This window comes from Novosphingobium sp. HR1a, assembly GCF_015594425.1.
Taxonomy (GTDB): Bacteria; Pseudomonadota; Alphaproteobacteria; order Sphingomonadales; family Sphingomonadaceae; genus Novosphingobium; species Novosphingobium resinovorum_A.
In genome coordinates this window covers 1-20,890 of record NZ_JABXWS010000014.1, presented here as the reverse complement: position 1 = coordinate 20,890, position 20,890 = coordinate 1, and the positions used below count along the sequence as shown (strand labels likewise).

At 66.5% G+C, this 20,890-nt stretch carries 23 protein-coding genes; 10 read left to right on the top strand and 13 right to left on the bottom strand.

Annotated features, from left to right (window positions below; all coding sequences use genetic code 11):
- Nucleotides 1-106: 106 nt before the first annotated feature.
- Nucleotides 107-2,449, bottom strand: a complete 2,343-nt coding sequence (locus HWN72_RS02460) for a TonB-dependent receptor (RefSeq protein ID WP_211149727.1) — start codon at nt 2,447-2,449, stop codon at nt 107-109.
- A 111-nt stretch (nt 2,450-2,560) separates the two neighbouring features.
- Here HWN72_RS02460 and HWN72_RS02455 point away from each other — a divergent pair, with 111 nt between their 5' ends.
- The gene (locus HWN72_RS02455; RefSeq protein WP_211149726.1) at nt 2,561-3,178 is read left to right on the top strand and encodes a TetR/AcrR family transcriptional regulator; all 618 of its coding nucleotides are present in this window, start codon (nt 2,561-2,563) and stop codon (nt 3,176-3,178) included.
- Between the two features lie 229 nt (nt 3,179-3,407).
- The gene (locus tag HWN72_RS02450; protein WP_211149725.1) at nt 3,408-4,046 is read left to right on the top strand and encodes a L,D-transpeptidase family protein; all 639 of its coding nucleotides are present in this window, start codon (nt 3,408-3,410) and stop codon (nt 4,044-4,046) included.
- Nucleotides 4,047-4,139: 93 nt separating this feature from the next.
- Here HWN72_RS02450 and tilS read toward each other — a convergent pair whose 3' ends face one another.
- From tilS to HWN72_RS02425, 5 genes are all read right to left on the bottom strand, one after another.
- Nucleotides 4,140-5,135, bottom strand: a complete 996-nt coding sequence (gene tilS / locus HWN72_RS02445) for a tRNA lysidine(34) synthetase TilS (protein WP_211149724.1) — start codon at nt 5,133-5,135, stop codon at nt 4,140-4,142.
- Nucleotides 5,116-6,099 carry a tol-pal system YbgF family protein gene (locus HWN72_RS02440; protein WP_211149723.1) on the bottom strand — a complete coding sequence of 328 codons (984 nt, stop codon included), beginning with the start codon at nt 6,097-6,099 and terminating at the stop codon, nt 5,116-5,118. The genes tilS and HWN72_RS02440 overlap by 20 nt, the downstream gene beginning before the upstream one ends.
- A 198-nt stretch (nt 6,100-6,297) precedes the next feature.
- On the bottom strand, nt 6,298-7,269 hold the full coding sequence (locus HWN72_RS02435; RefSeq protein WP_211149722.1) for a helix-turn-helix domain-containing protein: 972 nt from the start codon (nt 7,267-7,269) through the stop codon (nt 6,298-6,300).
- 150 nt (nt 7,270-7,419) lie between these two features.
- Entirely contained in the window at nt 7,420-9,696 is a 2,277-nt protein-coding gene (gene ptsP, locus HWN72_RS02430; RefSeq protein WP_036528057.1) for a phosphoenolpyruvate--protein phosphotransferase, read from the bottom strand.
- 142 nt (nt 9,697-9,838) lie between these two features.
- On the bottom strand, nt 9,839-9,994 hold the full coding sequence (locus HWN72_RS02425) for a YdcH family protein (protein ID WP_008833012.1): 156 nt from the start codon (nt 9,992-9,994) through the stop codon (nt 9,839-9,841).
- A 251-nt stretch (nt 9,995-10,245) separates the two neighbouring features.
- Between HWN72_RS02425 and HWN72_RS02420 the strand changes: the two genes are divergently transcribed.
- The 8 genes from HWN72_RS02420 (at nt 10,246) to HWN72_RS02385 (ending at nt 16,649) form a co-directional block, all read left to right on the top strand.
- A complete protein-coding gene (locus HWN72_RS02420) occupies nt 10,246-10,446 on the top strand; it encodes a YdcH family protein (protein WP_008833013.1) in 201 nt (66 codons plus the stop codon).
- Between the two features lie 275 nt (nt 10,447-10,721).
- On the top strand, nt 10,722-11,177 hold the full coding sequence (locus HWN72_RS02415; RefSeq protein ID WP_211149721.1) for a DUF1465 family protein: 456 nt from the start codon (nt 10,722-10,724) through the stop codon (nt 11,175-11,177).
- A gap of 68 nt (nt 11,178-11,245) precedes the next feature.
- Nucleotides 11,246-12,130 carry an MBL fold metallo-hydrolase gene (locus tag HWN72_RS02410; protein WP_211149720.1) on the top strand — a complete coding sequence of 295 codons (885 nt, stop codon included), beginning with the start codon at nt 11,246-11,248 and terminating at the stop codon, nt 12,128-12,130.
- Nucleotides 12,131-12,207: 77 nt separating this feature from the next.
- Nucleotides 12,208-12,918, top strand: a complete 711-nt coding sequence (locus tag HWN72_RS02405; protein WP_211149719.1) for a hypothetical protein — start codon at nt 12,208-12,210, stop codon at nt 12,916-12,918.
- A gap of 237 nt (nt 12,919-13,155) precedes the next feature.
- A complete protein-coding gene (gene nadA / locus HWN72_RS02400) occupies nt 13,156-14,142 on the top strand; it encodes a quinolinate synthase NadA (RefSeq protein ID WP_008833588.1) in 987 nt (328 codons plus the stop codon).
- A 255-nt stretch (nt 14,143-14,397) separates the two neighbouring features.
- On the top strand, nt 14,398-14,736 hold the full coding sequence (locus HWN72_RS02395) for a hypothetical protein (RefSeq protein WP_008833587.1): 339 nt from the start codon (nt 14,398-14,400) through the stop codon (nt 14,734-14,736).
- Nucleotides 14,737-14,829: 93 nt separating this feature from the next.
- Nucleotides 14,830-16,509, top strand: a complete 1,680-nt coding sequence (gene ybaL / locus HWN72_RS02390; protein WP_211149718.1) for a YbaL family putative K(+) efflux transporter — start codon at nt 14,830-14,832, stop codon at nt 16,507-16,509.
- The gene (locus HWN72_RS02385) at nt 16,506-16,649 is read left to right on the top strand and encodes a hypothetical protein (RefSeq protein ID WP_155986379.1); all 144 of its coding nucleotides are present in this window, start codon (nt 16,506-16,508) and stop codon (nt 16,647-16,649) included. The genes ybaL and HWN72_RS02385 overlap by 4 nt, the downstream gene beginning before the upstream one ends.
- 52 nt (nt 16,650-16,701) lie before the next feature.
- On the opposite strand, the gene HWN72_RS02380 is transcribed toward HWN72_RS02385, so the two are convergent.
- From HWN72_RS02380 to HWN72_RS02350, 7 genes are all read right to left on the bottom strand, one after another.
- Complete coding sequence (locus HWN72_RS02380; protein ID WP_162177409.1) at nt 16,702-17,004, bottom strand: DNA-binding transcriptional regulator; 303 nt, start codon at nt 17,002-17,004, stop codon at nt 16,702-16,704.
- Nucleotides 16,970-17,245, bottom strand: a complete 276-nt coding sequence (locus tag HWN72_RS02375; protein WP_008833584.1) for a BrnT family toxin — start codon at nt 17,243-17,245, stop codon at nt 16,970-16,972. The genes HWN72_RS02380 and HWN72_RS02375 overlap by 35 nt, the downstream gene beginning before the upstream one ends.
- A 60-nt stretch (nt 17,246-17,305) precedes the next feature.
- Nucleotides 17,306-17,746 (bottom strand): thioredoxin TrxC, encoded by a 441-nt coding sequence (trxC, locus tag HWN72_RS02370; RefSeq protein WP_036528048.1) that lies wholly within the window; start codon nt 17,744-17,746, stop codon nt 17,306-17,308.
- A 38-nt stretch (nt 17,747-17,784) separates the two neighbouring features.
- Nucleotides 17,785-18,333 carry a pseudouridine synthase gene (locus HWN72_RS02365; protein ID WP_036528046.1) on the bottom strand — a complete coding sequence of 183 codons (549 nt, stop codon included), beginning with the start codon at nt 18,331-18,333 and terminating at the stop codon, nt 17,785-17,787.
- Nucleotides 18,334-18,337: 4 nt separating this feature from the next.
- Nucleotides 18,338-19,249 carry a DMT family transporter gene (locus tag HWN72_RS02360; RefSeq protein ID WP_036528044.1) on the bottom strand — a complete coding sequence of 304 codons (912 nt, stop codon included), beginning with the start codon at nt 19,247-19,249 and terminating at the stop codon, nt 18,338-18,340.
- 77 nt (nt 19,250-19,326) lie between these two features.
- A complete protein-coding gene (locus HWN72_RS02355) occupies nt 19,327-20,313 on the bottom strand; it encodes a TerC family protein (protein WP_211149717.1) in 987 nt (328 codons plus the stop codon).
- 77 nt (nt 20,314-20,390) lie between these two features.
- Complete coding sequence (locus HWN72_RS02350) at nt 20,391-20,573, bottom strand: YdcH family protein (RefSeq protein ID WP_008833220.1); 183 nt, start codon at nt 20,571-20,573, stop codon at nt 20,391-20,393.
- Nucleotides 20,574-20,890 lie beyond the last annotated feature (317 nt).

The following is a 20,890-nucleotide window of genomic DNA, read 5'->3' as shown; positions in this document are numbered from 1 at the left end:
CCGTCATCCCCGCGAAGGCGGGGACCCATCTGACGGGAGTGCAACAGGCGCCGTCAGGAGATGGGTTCCCGCCTTCGCGGGAATGACGGGAAAAGGGATGCTCCCCTCAGAACTCCAGCGTCGCGGTCGCGAAAACCTGGCGCGGGTTGCCGTAATAGGCGGTCAGCGTGCCCTCGGTGCCGAGCGAGGGAATGAACCGGCCGTTGGGTGCCGTCAGGAGCGCCCCGGTCACTGGGTTGGTCGCTAGGAACGTGTAGCCCGAGGTCTTGTAGCGCTTGTCGAACAGGTTCTTGCCGTGGACACCAAGGCTCCAGCGGCCGCCCGGCGCGGTGTAGACTATGCTCGCATCCAGCAGCCCGAAACCCTTCTGGTCGAGATAGGGGTTGGGAATCTCGAACTGGTAGACCTTGCTGCGGTACGAGTAGGTCGTGCTGAGATCGAGATCGCCACCGCCCACCGGGGTCGAGTAGGCGAGCGTGCCGCTGGCGGTCCACTTCGGTGTGTTCTGCACCTTGCGGTACTGCGCCACGTCGGTCGGAGTGGAGGCGATGTTGGCGATATATTCCTTGTACTGCGCATCGATATAGCCGAGCGCGCCCGACAGGCTCAGCCGGTCGCCCGAGGCCATCAGGTCGCGCCCCAGCCGCGCATTGGCTTCCAGTTCGAAGCCCTTGAAGCGCGCCTTGCCGGCGTTGGTGATGACCCCGCAGAACGTCGGCAGACCGCCCACGGTGCAGCCCGCCGAACCGGGAATCTGCACGTCCTTGTAATCCATGTAGAACCCGGCCGCCGCGATGTAGAGCCCGCCGCCGAAGAAGTTGCCCTTGTAGCCGACCTCGTAGCTGTCCACCGTCTCCGGCTGGAAGCTCAGGTAATCGGCGATCTCGGCATCGGTGGGCGCCCCCGGCGTCGCGGCGGGCGCGTTGACGCCGACGCCGCGCGGATCGAAGCCGCCGCCCTTGAAGCCCTGGCTGTAGCTTGCGTAGATGTTGTGATCCGGCGTTGGCTTGAAGCTGAGCGAGGCGCGCGGCGTGAACTTGTCGAACTTCGCGTTGCCGGAGAAGTTGGTGCTCGGCGCGCCAAGCGGCACTCCCGCCCCGCCGAATACCGGCGAGCCGCCGCCAAGGTAGTTCTGCCGCAGGATCTGCGCCTTGCGCTCGTCCCAGGTGTAGCGCCCGCCGACCGCGAGGCTCAGTTGTTCGGTGAAATCGAACGTGAAATCGCCGAAGATCGCGAAAGTATTGGTATCGACATTGGCGCGGGTGAACGCGGTCAACCCGTTGAGCGCGGTGAACAGGCGCACGTCGAAGTCGGTGTCGGCCTTGGCAGTCAGGTAATAGGCGCCCAGCAGGCCCTGCACCATGCCGCCGTCGTCCCACAAGAGCTGGACTTCCTGGCTCAGCTGCTCGTTGCGGTAGTAGGCGGGCACGTCCACATCGACGGCGGGCAGCGCGTCGAAGTCGATCGGCGAGGCGGAGTTGTCCTTGCGCCACGAACTGATCGAGCGGAACGTCAGCGCGTCAGTGAGTTCGGCGGTGGCATTGATCGCGAGCCCGTAGGCTTCCACCACCTGGCGCGGATCGTTGAGGCCGCCGCGCGTGTCGTAGACGTCGTCCAGCACCGGCGCGCCCGAGACGTAGCCCGGGATCAGGCGATGGCCACCGCGCGCGTTGGACTTGTCCTTGGTGTAGTCGCCCGAGATGCGGATCAGCACCGGCTCGCCATAACCGCCGATGTCGACGCTGGCCCGGCCCGCCCAGATGTCCTTGTTGTAGTTGTCCTGCCCCGTCGTCAGGTTCTTGCCGAAGCCCCCGCGCGACAGCCGCGCCACCGACCCGCCGACGCGGATGAGGTCGCTGACCGGCGCGGAGGCGGTGGCGATCAGGTCGGCCTGGTCATAGCTGCCGTAAGTGCCCTTCACCTTGAAGGAGAACTCCTGCGGCAACTGCTTCGTCACGTACTTCACCGCGCCGCCGATGGTGTTGCGGCCGTAGAGCGTGCCTTGCGGGCCGCGCAGCACCTCGATCCGCTCGACGTCATAGATGTCGAGCACGGCGGCCTGCGGGCGGTTGAGGTAGACGTCGTCGAGGTAGATGCCAACGCCCTGCTCGAAGCCCGAGACCGGGTCCTGCTGGCCGACGCCGCGGATGAAGGCCGACAGCGTCGAGTTGGTCCCGCGCGAGGGCTCCAGCGTGACGTTGGGCGAGACGTTGGCGATTTCGGTGATGTCCACCGCGCCGGACTTGGCCAACTGGTCGCCGCTAAAGCTGGAGACGGCGATCGGCACATCCACCAGCCGCTCCTCACGCCGCCGAGCGGTAACGATGATGTCGCCGCCTTCCGCTGCGGTCGCAGCCGGAGCGCTGTCCTGCGCCATCGCCGGTGTCATGAAGCCGCCCGACAGAGCCAGCACACTCGAGGAAATCGCGAGGAATCGCACCCTTCGCATCACAGTCACTCCCATTCACGCTTCTTGTTGGCGATCTGCATATTGATAGTTGAATCGATTTTCAACTTTGAAAGTTTGCCATGGGCCACGGTCCGTTCTAACTGTGTCATCGTGAGCACAGAGCAGCCCTCCGCCGAAGGTTCGGCCAGCAAGATCCCGCGCACCGAGCGCGGGCGGCGCACCTTGCGCAAACTGCTGGACGCGGCCGCGCTCGAATTCGGCGAGCATGGCTTTCACGAAGCCTCGATCACCGGCATCACCCGCCGGGCGGGAACGGCGCTGGGCAGTTTCTACACGTACTTCAATTCCAAGGACGAAATCTTCCGCGCGCTGGTGGACGACCTTTCGGGCAAGGTGCGCGAAGCGGCACGCAACGCCCGGCAGCAGGACCTGCCCGCGCTGGAGACCGAGCGCGCCTCGCTGATCGGCTTCCTGCGCTTCGCGGCCGAGCACAAGGAAATCTACCGAATCATCGACGAGTGCGAATTCGTCGATCCGGCCAGCTTCCGTCAGCATTACCAGTCCACCGCAACCCGCATCCGCGAACGCCTTTCCGAAGGCATCCGCAAGGGCGAACTGCGCGAAGGGCTGGGCGAGGCGCATGCCTGGGCGATCATGGGAATGAACGTGTTCCTTGGCCTGCGCTACGCGGTCTGGGACGATGCGGAGGCGGAGGAGATCGCGGAACTGGCGAACTCGATCCTGCGGGATGGGATCGTGAAGCGTTAGCTTACCGCGCGCCCACCCCGTCCGGCTAGGCGGTAAACCGCCAAGCCTCCCGGCCCTCCCGCAAGCGGGAAGGCGAACACCCCTTTCTGCTCCCCTCCCGCTTGCGGGAGGGGCCGGGGGTGGGCCTGCCTTCCTTCCACCACTTATACTGGCACCTAACCGCCATTTACGCGATGCTAAGGCAGTCCTGCCAGAAGCGGATTCGCCAAAGGAATCGGAACAATACCAAGTGGACGCGCGCATCTTCCTAGCCTCGGGCTTCGTCGCCCTTGCCGCCATCGCCGGCGTGCTGATCGTCGCAGCCGAGCCCGAAAAGCCCGCACCCGCATCGCTGGCCGAAGCAAAGCTCTCGCAAGCCGCGCCCAAGCCTGCCGCGAAACCATCGGTCCCCGCGAAGGACGAGCCCTTCGTCATCAAGCGCATCCTGCCGATCAAGGGCGCGATAAGGTACGGCGAATGGCACTGGGACGAGCATGACGTGCCCCCCGGCCCGATCGTCGTCACCGTGGACCTCGAGGCCCGCGTGATCTCGGTCTTCCGCGGCGGCTACGAAATCGGCGCGGCAGCGGTGCTGCTGGGCACGGCGGACAAGCCGACACCGCTGGGGATCTTCCCGATCACCCAGAAGGACAAGGACCACGTGTCCAACATCTACACCGGTGCACCGATGCCCTACATGCAGCGCCTGACCAACGACGGCATCACCCTGCACGGCTCCGACGTGGCGCTGGGCTATGCCAGCCACGGCTGCGTTGGCATGCCCGACGCCTTCGCCGCGAAGCTGTTCGACACCACGAAAATCGGCGACAAGGTCTATATCACCAAGGGCAAGCAGGTCGGCATGGGCGATAATCTGGCCGGGGGCTGAGCACAGCCCACCCCTGCCCCCTCCCGCAAGCGGGAGAGCGCAGTGTTCGCCCTCCCGCTTGCGGGAGGGCCGCGAGAGTTGGCGACGTATCGCCTACTCGCAGCGGGGTGGGCTTTTGATCCGCCGCACCGGCGCCCTGACCGGCGCTTTCGCAAAGCTCCACCCGCCTGCGTTAGGCCGCGCCACCAGTTTGCCGATAGAGGCAGGCTGTCCCTGCGAAAGCCCATCGACCAGCCGTGCAATCGCCCCGCCCCTTGCGTCCTCGCCGTCGAGCTCGCGCACGATCCGCGCCACCACCCGCAAAGCCACTGCACGCGGCGCCTGCGGGCGGTACTTGAGGCCCATCGGCTCCTTCGTCACGCAGGATCGCCATTCGAGCGCCGCCATCCAGTCGAGCGCGGCGTCGGCCTCGGCGATATGCACCGCGCTCTGGGCGATGGCGGCAACGTCGAGCCAGTCGGCCTCCGCCAGCGCCTTGCGGATACGCACCCGATCGAAGCGATCGTTGATGTTGCTGGGATCCTGCGCAGCGACCAGTCCCGCCGCCTCGACCACCACGCCGAGTTCCATGCGCCGCCAGTCGAGCACTGGCCGCAGCAGCGGCAGCTCCGCTTCCGGCACCCTGCCCCGCCCGCGCGTACCAGCCAGACCCGCCACGCCGCTCGCCCGGTTGAGCCGCATGAGCAGCGTCTCCGCCTGATCGTCAGCGTGATGCGCAGTCGCCAGCGCCGCGAGCCCGCGTTCGGCTGCCCACCCGGCCATGGCGGCATAACGCGCCAACCGCGCCTCCGCCTGTACATTGCCGGGCGCGACTTGCACCGTCAGCGTGACGTGAGGCACCCCCAGTCCGGCGCAGACACGGGCGACTTCCGCCGCCTCGGCCGCGCTTTCGGGACGCAGGCCATGATCTACGGTTGCCGCTTCCACACGCCCGGGCAGCGCCGCATGGGCGAGCAGCAGCAGGGCAAGGCTGTCTGGCCCTCCCGACACGGCGATGCCCAACCGCGCCGTCCCGTCGTCGATCCGGTCAGGCCAGATCGCGGCAAGATCGGCGCGGAAGCGATCGACCTCAGCTACAGGCAAGCCCATTGCGCGTGGTGTTGTAGATGCCCGCCAGACGTCCGGCCGCTTCGGCCGCATAAGTCTCGCTGAACTCGGACAGCGCGATGCAGGCCCGCTTGGTGTCCTTGAGCTGCTTCATCGAGACCGCAAGGTACAACAGGCTGTCCGAGGCGCGATCGCCGCGCTTGTCGGTCTGGAAGTTCTGGAGGAACCACTTGGCCGCCTCGCCCGGGTTGCCGTCGTCCAGGTAAGCGCGGCCCAGCAGGTTGCGGCCGAAACTGGCGCGCGCATGCTTGGGGTACTTTTCGAGGTAGAGCTTCAGCTGTTGCTGTGCCTCGGGATAGTATTTCGCTTCCCAAAGACGGAAGCCGTAGCTGTATTCGTCATCGCCGGGATCGGCGCTCTGCGGCTTGACGATGGCCTTGACCCCGTCGATCCGCGAGTTCGACGGCGCGGTCGGCTTGGGTGCCGCCGCTACAGGCGTCGGCGCGGGGCGCGGGGCCGCGGCAACCTGCGTCGGCAGCGGGGCCGGACCGGAGGGCGCTGAGACCGAACCGGAAGGCATCGGCCCGGTCGCTGACGGACCGGGCACGAAATCGGACTGCGCAGGCGCGGCCGCCGCCAGCTTGGCTTCCAGCTGGCCGATGCGGTTGGTGTTCTGCTCGACCTGCGCGGTCAGCTGCGCCATCCGGGCTTCGACGGCGTCCATCCGTGTCAGCACATCGGACAGCGGCGTGGTCGAAGGCGCGCCGGGGGCCGGGGTCGGCGTCGGGGTGCCGCTGATCTGGGGTTCGAAGAACTTGCCGTCGGCGCCCGGGAAGACCTTGCGCTGCAACGCGCGCACTTCGGCCTCGACCTTGTTGAGCCGCAAGTTGGTGTTGGCATCCTGTGCAATGGCCGGAGCCGCGCCGAACAGGACCGACGCCGCCGCTACCGTGGCCAGCCACCGCGCGCGGGAGGTTCCGCCGATTGCGCCAAGGGTACGTTTCATCGCCAAATCATCTCCATGCCGGGACCATCACCGTCCGAAACTATGGCCGCGCCATGCCAGCGACGGGTGAAACCGGGGATTAACCAATGGACCTGCTACGGGTGTTGCCCGAGGCGGCCCCGCCTGTCGAGCCGGAGGCGGTCGGAAGTCGTGGAAAGCACCGGACCGGAAGGAGTGATCGCAGCCTTTACTGGGCAGTTACTGGGCGCTGGGCGGCAGCAACGATTCCGGCGTCGGGGCCTCGGTCGGCTCGCGCGGGGCAGTTCTGACGGAAGGACGCGGAGCCGGGCGGCGCACCGGCACGGCAGCAGGTGCGCGCGTCACGGCCGGTACGGGCACGGCGGCCGGAGCCTGCTCAACCGGAACCTGCGCTACCGGAGCCGCCGCTCCGGTGCCGCGTGCAAGAAGGTCCACGGCCGCCAGCGAAACGCCGGTAACGAGGCGCGGCTCGGTAGAAAGCGGCGCGATAGCCTTGCCGCCTACCGAAATCTGCAGCGCATCGGGGCGTCCGGTACGCAGTTGCAGGCCGGGGATGTCCGTCGGCGCGGTCCAGTTCTCACCCTTGGCGAGTTCCTTCTGTAGCACCTGGTCGCCCTTGGCGTCGGTCACCTTGACCCAGACCTTGTCCCCGGTCGCGGTCAGCACGACCGGGCCATTGGCTTGTGCCGGCGGAGGCGCCACGGGAGCGGCTGCTTTGGGCGCAGCAGGCGCAGCGGTCTGCTCGGCGACGAGATCGGGCAACTGGCCTTCGGGTGAAAGGAAGTTGCTCCAGAACATCACGAGCGCCCCGACGACCACGATGACGCCGATCACCGCCAGCCACGCGAGGCGGCGGGTCGGGACGCGGGCGGGGTCGCCCGGCTCGAAACTCGGGACATATTCGACGCGGTCGCCGGCTTCGTGATCGAGCTGCTCGCGCACCTTGGCTGCGATGACTTGCTCGTCGAGGCCCACCGCCCGGGCATAAGTCCGCGCGAAGCCCACGGCATAAGTCCGCGCGGCCAGATCGCCAAGGCGGTCCTCCTCGAGCGCGATCAGATGACGTTCGGCGATCTTGGTCTGCGACGCGATATCCGCGCGGCTCTTGCCCAGCGCCTCACGCCCCGCACGAAGCTGGCTTCCGACGCTCTGCGGTCCGCGCGCAAGCCCTTGGGTTTCGACGTTTTCCAATTCCGCTCCGTTTGGCGTGGTAGATGCGACCTGAACGGTGCCTAACCAAACCTTCTGACCGGATAAAGTCAATCAGGCGCCGCCCGTTCCGGTCAAATTTATAGGGCAAATCGTCATCCGGACCGGCGCGGGCCGTTCCGGAGCGTCAATTCAGTCGATCGCAATGTCCCGCTCGGCCGCCCACGCCGTCATTGTGCCGCGCAAATCGGCTGGCGGCGCGGCGAGCCACCCCTCCATCGCAGCTGTGATCGCGGGCAGGTCGACCTTGCCGACAAGTTCCTTGATCGGACCGACCGCCGCCGGGGTGATCGACAGGCGCCGGACGCCGAGGCCCAGCAACGCCAGGGCCTCCAGCCGCCGCCCGCCCATCTCACCGCAGACGCTGATATCGACCGACGTGCCCTCCAGCGTGCGCACGACGCGGCGCAGGAAGCGCAGGATCGCCGGGCTCAGCCAGTCGTAGCGCTCGGCCAGCTTGGGGTTCGAGCGGTCGGCCGCGAAGAGGAACTGCGTGAGGTCGTTCGTGCCGATCGACAGGAACGCGATCTTCGGCGCCAGCAGGTCCAGCTGTTCGGCCAGCGAGGGCACTTCCAGCATCACGCCGTAGCGGATGGCCTCGGGCAGCACCTTCTTCTGGCGGCGCAGATAGGCGAGCTGACCGTCGAACACGGCCTTGGCCGCATCGAATTCCCAGGGTTCTGCGACCATCGGGAACATGACGTTGAGCGGCCGCCCCGCCGCCGCCTCCAGCAGCGCGCGGGCCTGCGCCTTGAGCAGCGCGTCGCGCTCCAGCGCCACGCGCAGCGCGCGCCAGCCCATCGCGGGGTTCTCCTCTCCCTCGCCGTCGTCGTGGCGCAAGTAGGGGAGCGTCTTGTCGCCGCCGATATCGACCGTGCGGAACACGACCGGGCGATCGCCGGCGGCATCCATGACGTCGCGGTAGAGGCGCGTCTGCTTCTCACGCTGCGGCAGCGTGGCGGAAACGAGGAACTGGAACTCGGTGCGGAACAGGCCGATGCCGTCCGCGCCGGTCAGATTGAGGTTGGCGACGTCGTCACGCAGCCCCGCGTTGATCATCACCTTGATGCGCGTGCCGTCGAGCGTGGTCGCAGCCACGTCGCGCATGCCCGCATAGACGGCCTGACGTTCGCGGTTCTTCGCAAAGCGCGCCTCGAACGCCTCGACCACGCCGGGCGACGGGCGCACCATCGTCGTGCCCTGATCGGCGTCGAGCAACAGCGGATCGCCCTCGCGCACGATGCCGCGCAGGCCCCGCACGCGGCCGAGCACCGGGATGCCCATCGCCCGCGCGACGATGACGACGTGGCTGGTGAGCGAGCCTTCCTCGAGGATCACGCCCTTGAGCCGCCGCTTGTCGTATTCCAGCAGTTCCGCCGGGCCAAGATTGCGCGCGATCAGGATCGCGTCGTTCCTGAGGCCCATCGAAGCCGCCGTGCCGATCTGGCCCGAGACGATCCGCAGCAGGCGGTTCGCCAGGTCCTCGAGGTCGTGCATGCGGTCCGCTAGGAGCGGGTCGTCGATCTGGCGCATGCGCATGCGAGTGCGCTGCTGCACGCGCTCGATCGCCGCTTCCGCCGTCAGGCCGCTGTCGATCGCCTCGTTGATGCGGCGCGTCCAGCCTTCGTCGTAGGCGAACATGCGGTAGGTCTCGAGCACTTCGTCATGCTCGCCGCCCATGCCGAACTCGGCCTGATTGGCCATCCGGTCGATCTGTTCGCGCATGCGGTCGAAGGCGAGGATGACGCGCTGGCGCTCGGCCTCGGTATCCTCGGCGACGATGTGCTCGATGGTGACGCGCGGCTGGTGGTAGACGGCGACGCCCGATGCGAGGCCCTTCACCAGCGTCAGGCCGCGCATCTGCTCCGGCCCGGTCTGGGCGGCAGTGAGCGCGCGCGCATCTTCCTCGTCGATGAGGTCGGCATTGACGATGAGTTCGGACAGAACCATCGCCACCGTCTGCAGCGCCTCGATCTCGACCTCTTCGTAGCGGCGCGGCTCGACGTGCTGGACGCAGAGCGCGCCGACCGCGCGTTCGCGGCGGACGATGGGGACGCCTGCGAAGGAGTGGAACTTGTCCTCGCCCGTTTCCGGGCGGTACATGAAGTCGGGATGCGCGGCGGCTTCGGCCAGGTTCAGCGTCTCGATCCGGTCTGCGATGGAGCCCACCAGACCTTCGCCCACCGCCATGCGGGTGACGTGAACCGCCTCCTGCGCAAGACCGCGCGTGGCGAAGAGTTCGAGCATTCCCTCACGCAGCAGGTAGATCGAGCAGACCTCGCTATCGAGGCACTCGCCTATCACTTCCACCACGTTGTTGAGTTTGGTCTGCGCATTGCTGCGCGAGGCCATCACCTCGTGAAGGCTCGTGAGAATGGTTCGGGCTGCTTCGACGGCTCCGCTGGTCATTCTTCTGGCGTAACGCAAAGTCATGGCTTTGGGAACGCAGCGGATGCCGTCGATTCAGCTTATGCGGGTGATATCGGGAATTACCCGGTTGTCCGGTGGAATTCTCCGCGCTCAGGACCCTCTACAAGACTGAGATCGGCGATCAGAACCGCCCGATCTCCTCCTTGATGCGAAGCTTGCGCTTCTTGAGAGACTGGACGACCGCGGCATCAGGGATCGGGCGGCTCAATTCCTCGTGGATCTGCCGTTCGATACCGGCATGCTTGAGCTGCAGAGCGCTGACGTGCGAATTATCCATTGGACGTTCCTCCTTATAGGGGCCGGACCCTTGTCTTGCGACTGTGTGCGGACGGTGCTCTCGTAAGAGCCATGACGAGCGACCTGATCGGGCGACTCGACACTGGTGGGCCGGCGCAAAAACCAAGGAACCACAATCGGAGGACCTTGCGAAGACCCCACTTGCTTCATATCGGTGAGTTGCGTGAATCATGCGTTCGGCAGGATTCGGTCCCGCCCGTGCACAGGCTTGAAACTTTAAGGAATTCCGGCGTGACCGAAGAGGAAATGCGCAAGCGCCTCGAAATCCTGAAAGTCGAACATCGCGACCTCGACGCGGCGATCGATGCTTTGATGAACGCGGGTGGCGGCGGCGACATGCTGCAGATCGCGCGACTCAAGAAGCGCAAGCTGCGCCTCAAGGACCAGATCGCGCAGATCGAGGACTACCTGATCCCCGACATCATCGCGTAATCGCGCAATCCTCCCTGTTCCGTAGGAATGGGGAGGTGGCAGTCGCGAAGCGACTGACGGAGGGGTTTTCTTCCCCTCCACCACCGCTTCGCGGCGGTCCCCCTCCCCATCGCTGCGCGACAGGGAGGATTTACGGATCCGCGCCGTTTCCGAACGATCAGGATTAACTTTCGTTCACCCTCCCGCCGTGCCGTTCAGGGACAGCGCGATATTTGCCCGGGATTATCGACTCGCCCCGCTTGCCGCCGATTCGGCGGTAAGAAATACGAAGGGCCATGTCGAAACCGGCGACCATCAATCCGCGCATCGTCGAGGCGCTCTACTGCGAGGCGCTCGTCCTGTCCGACGAGGTGCGCGCGGCGTTCACCTTGTCCGGGCGGATCGACGGAGATCCCGGCCGTGTCGCCCTCTCCAGCGAAGGGCTGCGCACCACCACGCGGATGATGCACGCGATCGCCTGGCTACTTAACCACCGCGCTTATTTCATCGGCGAGATCAGCGACTTGCAGCTACGTCGCCATGGCCGCCTGTCGCCCGCGATGCGCCAGTCGGACCCTGCGCATGCCCTTCTGCTGGAGCCCGCCACCGCCCGGCTCGTCGAGGCCACGCGCCTGTTCTACGACCGCCTGCTGCGCCTCGACCAGTTCTGGCGGCTGACCACACCTGCGGCTTTCGGCGCGATCGAGCAGCTTCGAGAACGGATCGAGGGCGAGGTTGCGACCGGCACCTAACGGCACTCAACGGTGCCATAACCGCCCTCAAGGTCGACACGGCGCTTCATCCACCCCATATCGCGCCCATGAACGCTGCTGCAGAGATCGACCGGCCCTACACGGTGGCCGAAACCATCGGCCCGCTGGTCCGCCGGGTGCTGGCGCGCAACCCCTCGCCCTTCACTTTCACCGGCACCCAGACGTATCTGGTAGGCGCCGATGGCGAAGTGGCCGTCATCGATCCCGGCCCGGACGAGGCCGAGCATCTGGGCGCGCTGATGGCGGCGATCGGCGGTGACAAGGTCGTGGCGATCTGCTGCACTCATACCCACCGCGACCACTCGCCCGCCGCTGCCCCCCTCGCCGCGCTGACCGGCGCGCCGATCGTCGGCTGCGCGCCGCTGGTGCTGAGCGACGACGGCCCGCGCGCCGACGCCTCGTTCGATGCGAACTACGCGCCCGACCGCGTGCTCGCCGATGGAGAGGTGGTTACGGGCAAAGGCTGGACCCTGCGCGCGCTCACGACGCCGGGCCATACCTCCAACCACTTGTGCTTCGCGCTGGAGGAAACCGGCGCGCTGTTCACCGGCGATCATGTCATGGGCTGGTCCACCAGCGTCGTCTCCCCGCCCGACGGCGACATGACCGCCTACATGGAAAGCCTCGCCCGTCTCTATGAGCGCGAGCAGGACGTGGTCTACTACCCCGCCCACGGCCCGGAAGTGACAAAGCCGCGCCAGCTCGTGCGCGGGATGATCGGCCACCGCCGCCAACGCGAGCGGCAGATCCTGCGCCAGATCGAATCGGGCGTGACCACCATCGCCGCGATGGTCCCGCTGATGTACAAGGGCGTCGACGAAAGGCTCTGGCCCGCCGCCGGGCGTTCGGTCCTGGCCCACCTCCTCGATCTGGAAAAACGCGGCATTACAACGCGCCGCGAAGACGAATGGACGCTGATCGCCGCGAATTAGGCGTTCATCGACAAGTATTGTCGCAATAACACTTCACACGGTATTATCCACCGCCATCGAAAGGTGGAGGGTAATTCATGGCAACCGCAGCCGCAGCGCAGGTTTCGCGCGTCTCGTTCTGGGCGAAGATGACGATCGGGCTCAGCCTGTTCATCGTGTTCGCCTTTGCACAATTCGGTCTGCGCGGCTTCGTGCCCGTTACGCAAGTGCCGGTAATCTTTCATGTCCATGGCGTGGTCATGCTCGGCTGGCTCGCCCTCGTGACGACGCAGGCGCTGCTGGGCAACGGCAGTGGGCTGGAACTGCACCGACGGCTCGGCTGGGCGAGTGCAGTCATGCTGCCCACCATCGCCGTGCTGACCAGCCTGACCTGCTTCGCCGGGCTTCGCACCGGCATGTTCCCTCCGTTCTTCCCGCCGGCTTATTTCCTCGCGCTGATCCATGTCTCGATGCTGATCTTCGTGATGATGGTCGGCGGCGCCGTTGCGCTGCGCGGCCGTGCGGACTGGCACAAGCGGCTGATCCTGGGCTCCACCATCCTCATCATGGACCCTGCGCTCGGCCGGGTCCTGCCGATGCCTTTCATCATGCCCTGGGGCGAGTGGCTGTCGATGGCGATCCAGCTTGGCATGGTCGCGCTGATCGTGCGGCACGACCGGCGTGCGATGGGGCGCGTTCATCCGGCCACCGTGACCGTCGCACTGGCAGTGGTGCTGGCTCATGTCCTTGTCGAGCTGCTGGCGATCACGCCGCCGTGGGTCGCGTTCGCGGCGCAATTCGCGGGATAGATGTCCTGCTGTCCTCCCTGTCGCGCAGCGATGGGGAGGGGGACCGCCCGCATAGCGGGTGGTGGAGGGGGAGGAACCCCTCTGTCAGCCCTGCGGGCTGCCACCTCCCCATCGCTGCGCGACAGGGAGGAAGACGACGGCCGCGATCCGCGAAAATTCCGCTTGGGTCCTTGGGCCAGCGTCCCTAGATAGACCCCGCCCGCAGCAAGGTTCGGGCGAGGATGTACAGGAACGACCATGACCGTAATGCCCGCCGACCTTTCCGGTATCGACGTGCGCGCCGAGATCGAGCGCCTGCGCAAGGAGCGCAATGCGGTCATCCTCGCCCATTACTACCAGAAGCCCGAGCTTCAGGACCTTGCCGACTTCGTGGGCGACAGCCTTGAACTGAGCCGCAAGGCGGCGGAAACCGATGCCGACGTCATCGCCTTTTGCGGCGTGAAGTTCATGGCCGACACCGCCAAGATTCTCTCGCCGAACAAGATCGTCGTGCTGCCCGATCTCAACGCCGGGTGCAGCCTGGAAGATTCCTGCCCGCCCGAAAAGTTCAAGGCTTTCCGCGAGGCGCATCCCGATCACATCGCGCTGACCTACATCAACTGCTCGACCGAGGTTAAGGCGCTGTCCGACGTCATCGTCACCAGCTCCAGCGCCGAGACGATCCTGCAGCAGATCCCGCTGGACCAGAAGATCATCTTCGGCCCCGACCGTCACCTCGGCGGCTACCTCGCGCGCAAGTTCAACCGCGAGATGCTGCTGTGGCCGGGCGTGTGCATCGTGCACGAGGCGTTCAGCGAGACCGAACTGCTGAAACTGCGCGCCGAGCATCCCAATGCGCCGATCGCCGCGCACCCTGAATGCCCGCCGCACATCGTCGATCATGCGGACTACGTCGGCTCGACCAGTGGCATCCTGCAGTATGCGAAGACCATGCCCGGCGACACGCTGATCGTGGCGACCGAGCCGCACATCATCCACCAGATGCAGCTCTCGATCCCGAACAAGACCTTCATCGGCGCGCCCGGTGCGGACGGCAACTGCAACTGCAACATCTGCCCCTACATGGCGCTCAACAACCTCGAGAAGCTGTACATCGCGCTGCGCGACCTGTCCCCGCGCGTGGAGATCGAGGAACCGCTGCGTCTGGCGGCGAAGAAGAGCCTCGACCGCATGCTGGAGATGGCCAGCGGGACGATCGGCAAGGGCGACCTGGGCGCGCGTTGAGGGCTTCGTCGTCCCGGACTTGATCCGGGACCGGTGGCTGTCTTTAGGCGGGGGCTTCGACAAGCTCAGCCTGAGCGAGATTTGATGAACTGCTCTCAAAACCGCTCAGGCTGAGCTTGTCGAAGCCCCCGCCGCATAAAACGGAAAGCCCGGCTGTTCACGGCCACCGGTCCCGGATCAAGTCCGGGACGACGACTGGCGAAACCTCTTCGCGCTTCCTATGTTGTATGGGAACGAACCGGGGAGCCCTGAAACTTGCGTGACGTCCTCATCCTGAGGAAACTGAAGGTCTGGTGCCTGCTTCTGCTGGCCGCCGTCTTCGCGCACGCGCTGATCCCGATCGAGGCCCGCGCTTCCGGCTCGGCATTCAGCCCTTCCACGGTCGAGGTATCGACCGGCCACTCCCTGCGCGTGGCTGCCGTGCGCAAGCTCGCCCCCCAGCGTGACCCGCTCGGCAGGGGGATGTTGCTCGCCGCCTCCTCCCAGGACCGGAAAGCACGGGACGCCCGCGCCTGCCCTGCCCCGGCCGCAGCCTCCGGCCCGCCCGGCTGGCGCTGCGCGCTGTCGCAGCCCAGAGCCCCGCCCTTCGCCTGACACGCCGCCGGATCGCAATGCCGATCCGACAGTTTCAGCAAGGCCGGAGCGGCGCATTCCAGCGCGTCCCGGCAGCGAAGCACGGGACATCCAATGCCTCATCACACTCCCCTGATCGGCACCATCGTCGCCGGTCTGGTGATCGCCTTCTTCATGGGGGCGCTCGCCCACCGCCTGCGGGTTTCCCCCATCGCAGGCTACCTTCTCGCCGGCGTCATGGTCGGCCCCTTCACGCCCGGCTTCGTCGCCGATGCCGGGCTCGCACAGGAACTCGCCGAGATCGGCGTGATTCTCCTCATGTTCGGCGTCGGCCTGCATTTCTCGCTGCGGGACCTGCTGGCGGTGAAGAACATCGCCATCCCCGGCGCACTCGTGCAGATCGCCGTCGCGACCCTGCTGGGCATCGGCATCGGCTACATGATGGGCTGGGACCTTGCCGCCGGCTTCGTCTTCGGCCTCGCGCTCTCGGTGGCGAGTACCGTGGTCCTGCTGCGCGCGCTGCAAAGCCGCAACCTCGTCGAGACCGAGCGCGGACGCATCGCCGTCGGCTGGCTGATCGTCGAGGATCTCGTCATGGTCCTCGCGCTGGTGCTGCTGCCTGCGCTGGCCTCGGGCCTCTCGGGAGGCGACGGCGCGGCAAGCCTGCCATGGGTGATCTCGACGACGTTGCTGAAGGTCGCGGGCTTCGTGGCGCTGATGCTGATCGTCGGGCGCCGCGTGCTGCCCTGGGCGCTGCACTGGGTGGTCCACACCGGATCGCGCGAGCTGTTCCGCCTTGCCGTCCTTGCGGTGGCTCTCGGCGTGGCGTTCGGGGCGGCCTATGCCTTCGACGTCAGCTTCGCGCTGGGTGCCTTCTTCGCAGGCATGATCCTGGGCGAAACGCAGCTCTCCCGCCGCGCCGCCGAGGAGACCCTGCCCTTGCGCGACGCTTTCGCGGTGCTGTTCTTCGTCTCGGTGGGCATGCTGTTCGACCCCTCGGTGGTGACCGAGCAGCCGATCCCACTGCTGGTCACGGTGCTGACGATCGTGGTCGGCAAGTCGCTGGCCGCCTGGCTGATCGTGCGCGCCTTCGGCTACGAGAACGACAAGGCGCTGACGATCTCCGCCAGCCTTGCGCAGATCGGCGAGTTCTCGTTCATCCTCGCCGGGCTGGGTGCCGGGCTGGGGCTGCTGCCCGAGGCGGGACGCGACCTCATCCTGGCGGGCGCGATCATCTCGATCTTCCTCAACCCCTTCATCTTCAACTTCGCGGTCGGCAGTACCGGCTCCGTCAAGAAGCAGATGGAGGAGCAGGCCGAACAGGCGGAGATCGAGCATGAGAAAAAGCGCGAGGAGCACGTCATCCTCGTCGGCTACGGCCGCGTCGGCAAGCTGGTGGCGCACGGCCTGCGCGCCACCCCGACCGCCGTGCTGCTGATCGAAGCGCAGAGCGATCTCGCCCGCGAGGCCCGCGCCGAGGGCTTCGAAGTCGTCACCGGCAACGCGGTGGAGCCCGACGTCCTGAGGGAAGCGGGCATCGAGCGCGCCCACCGCATGCTCATCGCCATCCCCGAAGGCTTCGAGGCGGGCGCGATCTGCGAGGCCGCACGCAAGCTGCGCCCCGACCTCTCGGTGATCGCCCGCGCCCACTCGGACGCGCAGTTCGCGCATCTCGTGGAGCACGGCTGCGACAAGGTGGTGCTGGGCGAGCGGGAGATCGCACGGCAGATGCTCGAACTGATCGGCGCCAGCGCCAGCCGCATCGCCGCCGTACCGGACGTGAAGTCGGCATGAGGGCGAGGAGAAAGCCGCCCGGCTGGTTCAAGTGGGCGGTCTGGGGCGGGATCGTGCTGGCCGTCGCCGTACCCACCGCCTGCGTGATGAACCACGGGGAGGTGCCGGGCTACGGCGCCTTCCCGTCATTGCCGCACTGAAACGAGACAGGTTTGGGTCGACGTTCTCGCCGTCATCAAAGGCAGTCGTAGTCTAGGCGAGCACTCCGGCTGCCTGCGCCATGACCTTGCGCACCATCTCCGGTTCGGCCTCGATGACCGTGAGATAGGCGCGCACGGCAGGTGGCGGCATGTGGCGAGCCAGTTCGTACTGGCGCAAGTTGGCGAGCGGAATGCCATAAGCCGCCGAGAACTGCGCCTGGTCCAAGCCAAGGCGATGCCGCAGAATGCGAAACCGCCGTCCGATATGGGCGCGTTCCAGCCCGGCCACGCTGACGTCAAAATCCTCGGGATCGTTGGGGTCAGCCGGAATTGCGATCGTAGTCTCTTTGTTCACCAGCATTGCTCCGTCGAACAGATATCAGCCTGACCCGATCGTCTCTCAAGACGTACACGACCGTGAACAACTTACCGTCCACCAAGCCCACCGCCTTGTAGCGATCTTCGCCATCGACCAAGCGAAATGAAGGTAAAACCTCATGCCGCGTATCCTCGAAAATCCGCATCCCGAACGCCAGCCGCAAGCCGTGCTTGACCAGATTGGCCTCGTCCTTGGCGGGGTCGAACGCGAACTCCATCGCCCGTGACTATGGGCATCGCATATAACACGGGAAGTTAAACCCCGTCCATCCGGCGACTTACCCAGCCGCCGCGGCCCGTGCCCAGGCGACGATCGCGCCGGGCGGCATCGCACCGGACTTGCGCGCGATCTCCCGGCCCTTGTGGATCAGAACGAGGGTCGGGATGGACTGGATGCCGTAGCGCCCGGCGATCGCCCCTTCCGCCTCGGTGTCGAGCTTGCCGAGGCGCATCTCGGGCTCCAGCTGCGCCGCCGCCGCCGCGAAGGCCGGAGCCATCTGGCGGCAGGGACCGCACCACGCGGCCCAGAAATCGACCAGCAGCGGCAGGTCGCTGCGCCCCGCATGAGCATCGAAATTCGCTGTGGTCAGGGTGACCGGCGCCCCGGCGAAGAGGGCCGCCCTGCACTTGCCGCATGTGCCGCCGGCGCCCAGCCGTTCGACCGGCACCCGGTTAGACGTCGTGCAGCGGGGACAAACGACGATTCTGTTATCGGACATGGACACGTCTCCTCACCATCGATGTAGGAGCGCGCGACTCAGACCGCCACTTCGCGCCACTCGCCCGGCGCGATGCCATCGAGGGTCCAGTCGCCAATGCGCCAGCGCACGAGGCGCAAGGTCGGGTGGCCGACGGCGGCGGTCATGCGGCGGACCTGCCGGTTACGGCCTTCGCGCAAGGTCAGTTCGATCCAGCAGTCCGGCACGGTCTTGCGGAAGCGCACCGGCGGATTGCGCGGCCACAGGTCGGGCGTGTCGATGCGGCGGGCATCAGCGGGCAGCGTCGGGCCATCGTTCAGCGTGACACCCTTGCACAGCGTTTGGATCGCGGCCTCGTCCGGCTCGCCCTCGACCTGCACGAGATAGGTCTTGGGCGTCTTGTAGCGCGGGTTCGAGATACGCGCCTGCAGGCGGCCGTCGTCGGTCAGCAGCAGCAACCCCTCGCTGTCGCGGTCGAGCCGCCCTGCAGGGTAGACGCCGGGCACCTTCACGAAGTCCGACAGCGTCGCGCGCGGGCTGGGAGACTTGAGGTCGGTGAACTGCGGCAGCACGTCGAACGGCTTGTTGAGCAGGATCAGGCGGGTCATGCGATCAGTCCTTCGCGGGCTTGTCTGCGGCGCGCGCCATCGCCAGCGCCACGGCGAGCAGCACCATGCCGACCACGTCGATCGTGCCCAGCGTCTCTCCGAAAGCGAGCCAGCCGACAGTGGCCGCCAGCGCCGGCTGCGCCATCAGCGCGAGGCCGATCACCAGCGGTGTGAAATGGCGCAGCGAGTAGATCAGGAAACCCTGCCCGATCAGCTGGCTCGACAGCGCGAGCGCGACCAGCGGCGTCCAGTCGCGCGGCATGATGACTTCGCCCAGCAGCACCGCGGCGAGCAGCATCACCGGCACGCTCGCGGCGGTCGAGACGGCGAGCAGCGAATATTGCCCCCTGCCCTGCCGCACGCCGTTCAGCATGATGAGATAGACCGCGTAGAAGGCTCCGCCGAGCAGGCAGAACAGGTCTCCGACGAGGTTCGTGCGGCTGATCTCCAGCGATCCGCCCATCAGCAGGCCCGCTCCCGCCAGCGCGGCGAGGATGGCGCTGACTTCCAGCACGCGCGGCGCGCGCCGGGCGGTGGCAAGGCCCCAGACCATCACGATCAGACTGCCCGAATTGCCGAACAGGGAGGCATTGCCCACCTTTGTCCGCACGATGCCGAAATGCCAGGCGGCCAGGTCCAGGGCGAAGAACACCCCCGCCGCCATGACCAGCGCGATCACCCCCGGCGACATCCTGCGCTGCACCGCAGGCTCACGTCCGGCGAGCAGCACGAGCACCGGCAGCGCGAGGGTCAGGCGCCAGAACCCGGCGGCGACCGGCCCGGTATCGGCAAGCCGCACCAGCCATGCCCCCAGCGCCAGCGCGACGTTGGCGGCCAGCAGCGCGAGGAGATGGCGCGCGGTCCAGTCATGGCCGGGTCGGACTTCGGGGACGGACAGGGCGGGAGCAGTGCTCATGGCCCGCGTCCTAGCGGCATGGCGCGGGCGGCGCACCTGCTTATTGGCGCGCCGCCCGGATCGTCAACAAAGCAGGATCAATTCGGCAACTGCGCCGTCTCTTCCCCTCTTGTCTTCCAGAGCGACCAGCCCACCCCACCCGCGATCAGCGCCAGCGTGATGCCGAGGCTGGCGAGCGGCGGGAACTTCGCTCCGCCCAGCGCAAAGTCGGCGATCAGGATCTTGCCGCCGATGAACACCAGCACCAGCGCCAGCGCATACTTCAGGTAGTGGAAGCGATGCACCATCGCCGCCAGCGCGAAGTAGAGCGCGCGCAGGCCCAGGATCGCCATGATGTTCGAGGTGTAGACGATGAAGGTATCGGTCGTGATCGAGAAGATCGCCGGCACCGAATCGATCGCGAAGACCAGGTCGGCCAGGTTGATCACCACCAGCGCCAGGAACAGCGGTGTCGCCGCCCAGACGAGGTGGCCCTTCGCGTTGGGCTCCTTCACGAAGAAGTGCTCGGCGTGGTGCTGCTTGGTCACGCGCATATGGCGCGAGATCCAGCGGATCGCGGCGTTGTTGCCGATGTCCGGGTCATGGTCGCTGGTGAACAGCATCTTGATCCCGGTGAAGATCAGGAAGGCGGCGAACAGGTACATGACCCAGTGGGCATGGGCGACCAGCGCCGCACCGCCCGCGATCATAGCCCCTCGCAGCACGATGACGGCAAGGATGCCCCACAGGAGCGCGCGATACTGGTACTTGGGCGCGACCGCGAAGTAGCCGAAGATCATCGATATGACGAAGACGTTGTCGATCGAGAGCGCCTTCTCGATGAAGTAGCCGGTGTAATAGTCGATCGCCGGCGCAGAGCCCTTGGCCCACCAGGTCCACGCGCCGAAGATCATGGCGATGCCGATGTAGAACACCGACAGTTTCAGCGATTCGGCGATGCCCATCTCCTTGTCGTCCTTGTGCAGGACGCCGAGGTCGAAGGCGGTGAGCAGCAGCACGACGGCCGCGAACGAAAGCCAGAACCAGGCGGGCGTACCCAGCCAGTCGGCGAAGAGAAATTCCATGATGACGTGCCCTGTTCAGGGGGAAACGGAGGCGCCGGCGCGCAGGATCGGGGGAGGAAAGCGCGCCGGCGCGCGGGTTACAGGCTGGCGAGTGCGCGCGCGGGCGGCAGCAGCCGCGCCATCCTGTCCCTGAGCCTGGTTTTCCGTTTCATCAGCCGGGCGACCTCCAGCGGGTCCTTGTGGCGGCCTGTCTTCATGCGGCGGATCGCGGCGTCGAGCTTCTGGTGCAGCTCTAGCAGGCGGAACATGCGTTCGGTCATTATCGTATCCCTATCGAACGGGTTGAAGTTCGATCGGATGAGCGGCGCTGGGGTTGCGTAAGAAAACAATGCTGAACCTGCACCGGTATCACCCGATGCGGTCCGACATCACGAGGCGTGAGGGAAGTTCCCGATCACGCCGCGCCAGAGGGGCCCGGCCCGCAAAGGCTCTAATACGACCGAATCGCTCCGAGTTCAACCCATCGATCCTCCCTGTCGCGCAGCGATGGGGAGGTGGCAGTCGCAATGCGACTGACGGAGGGGGAACCCGCGCGCCCCCTNNCGNCCNCGCNCNCNCNCNCNCGCNCGCNCGCGCG

Bases quoted from the DNA above. Each gene is read 5' to 3' on its own strand.
- HWN72_RS02460 (WP_211149727.1), bottom strand. From the start codon at position 2,449: ATGCGAAGGGTGCGATTCCTCGCGATTTCCTCGAGTGTGCTGGCTCTG.
- tilS (WP_211149724.1), bottom strand. From the start codon at position 5,135: ATGGGCTTGCCTGTAGCTGAGGTCGATCGCTTCCGCGCCGATCTTGCC.
- HWN72_RS02440 (WP_211149723.1), bottom strand. From the start codon at position 6,099: ATGAAACGTACCCTTGGCGCAATCGGCGGAACCTCCCGCGCGCGGTGG.
- ptsP (WP_036528057.1), bottom strand. From the start codon at position 9,696: ATGACCAGCGGAGCCGTCGAAGCAGCCCGAACCATTCTCACGAGCCTT.
- HWN72_RS02425 (WP_008833012.1), bottom strand. From the start codon at position 9,994: ATGGATAATTCGCACGTCAGCGCTCTGCAGCTCAAGCATGCCGGTATC.
- HWN72_RS02415 (WP_211149721.1), top strand. From the start codon at position 10,722: ATGTCGAAACCGGCGACCATCAATCCGCGCATCGTCGAGGCGCTCTAC.
- HWN72_RS02410 (WP_211149720.1), top strand. From the start codon at position 11,246: ATGAACGCTGCTGCAGAGATCGACCGGCCCTACACGGTGGCCGAAACC.
- HWN72_RS02405 (WP_211149719.1), top strand. From the start codon at position 12,208: ATGGCAACCGCAGCCGCAGCGCAGGTTTCGCGCGTCTCGTTCTGGGCG.
- nadA (WP_008833588.1), top strand. From the start codon at position 13,156: ATGACCGTAATGCCCGCCGACCTTTCCGGTATCGACGTGCGCGCCGAG.
- ybaL (WP_211149718.1), top strand. From the start codon at position 14,830: ATGCCTCATCACACTCCCCTGATCGGCACCATCGTCGCCGGTCTGGTG.
- HWN72_RS02385 (WP_155986379.1), top strand. From the start codon at position 16,506: ATGAGGGCGAGGAGAAAGCCGCCCGGCTGGTTCAAGTGGGCGGTCTGG.
- HWN72_RS02375 (WP_008833584.1), bottom strand. From the start codon at position 17,245: ATGGAGTTCGCGTTCGACCCCGCCAAGGACGAGGCCAATCTGGTCAAG.
- trxC (WP_036528048.1), bottom strand. From the start codon at position 17,746: ATGTCCGATAACAGAATCGTCGTTTGTCCCCGCTGCACGACGTCTAAC.
- HWN72_RS02365 (WP_036528046.1), bottom strand. From the start codon at position 18,333: ATGACCCGCCTGATCCTGCTCAACAAGCCGTTCGACGTGCTGCCGCAG.
- HWN72_RS02360 (WP_036528044.1), bottom strand. From the start codon at position 19,249: ATGAGCACTGCTCCCGCCCTGTCCGTCCCCGAAGTCCGACCCGGCCAT.
- HWN72_RS02355 (WP_211149717.1), bottom strand. From the start codon at position 20,313: ATGGAATTTCTCTTCGCCGACTGGCTGGGTACGCCCGCCTGGTTCTGG.
- HWN72_RS02350 (WP_008833220.1), bottom strand. From the start codon at position 20,573: ATGACCGAACGCATGTTCCGCCTGCTAGAGCTGCACCAGAAGCTCGAC.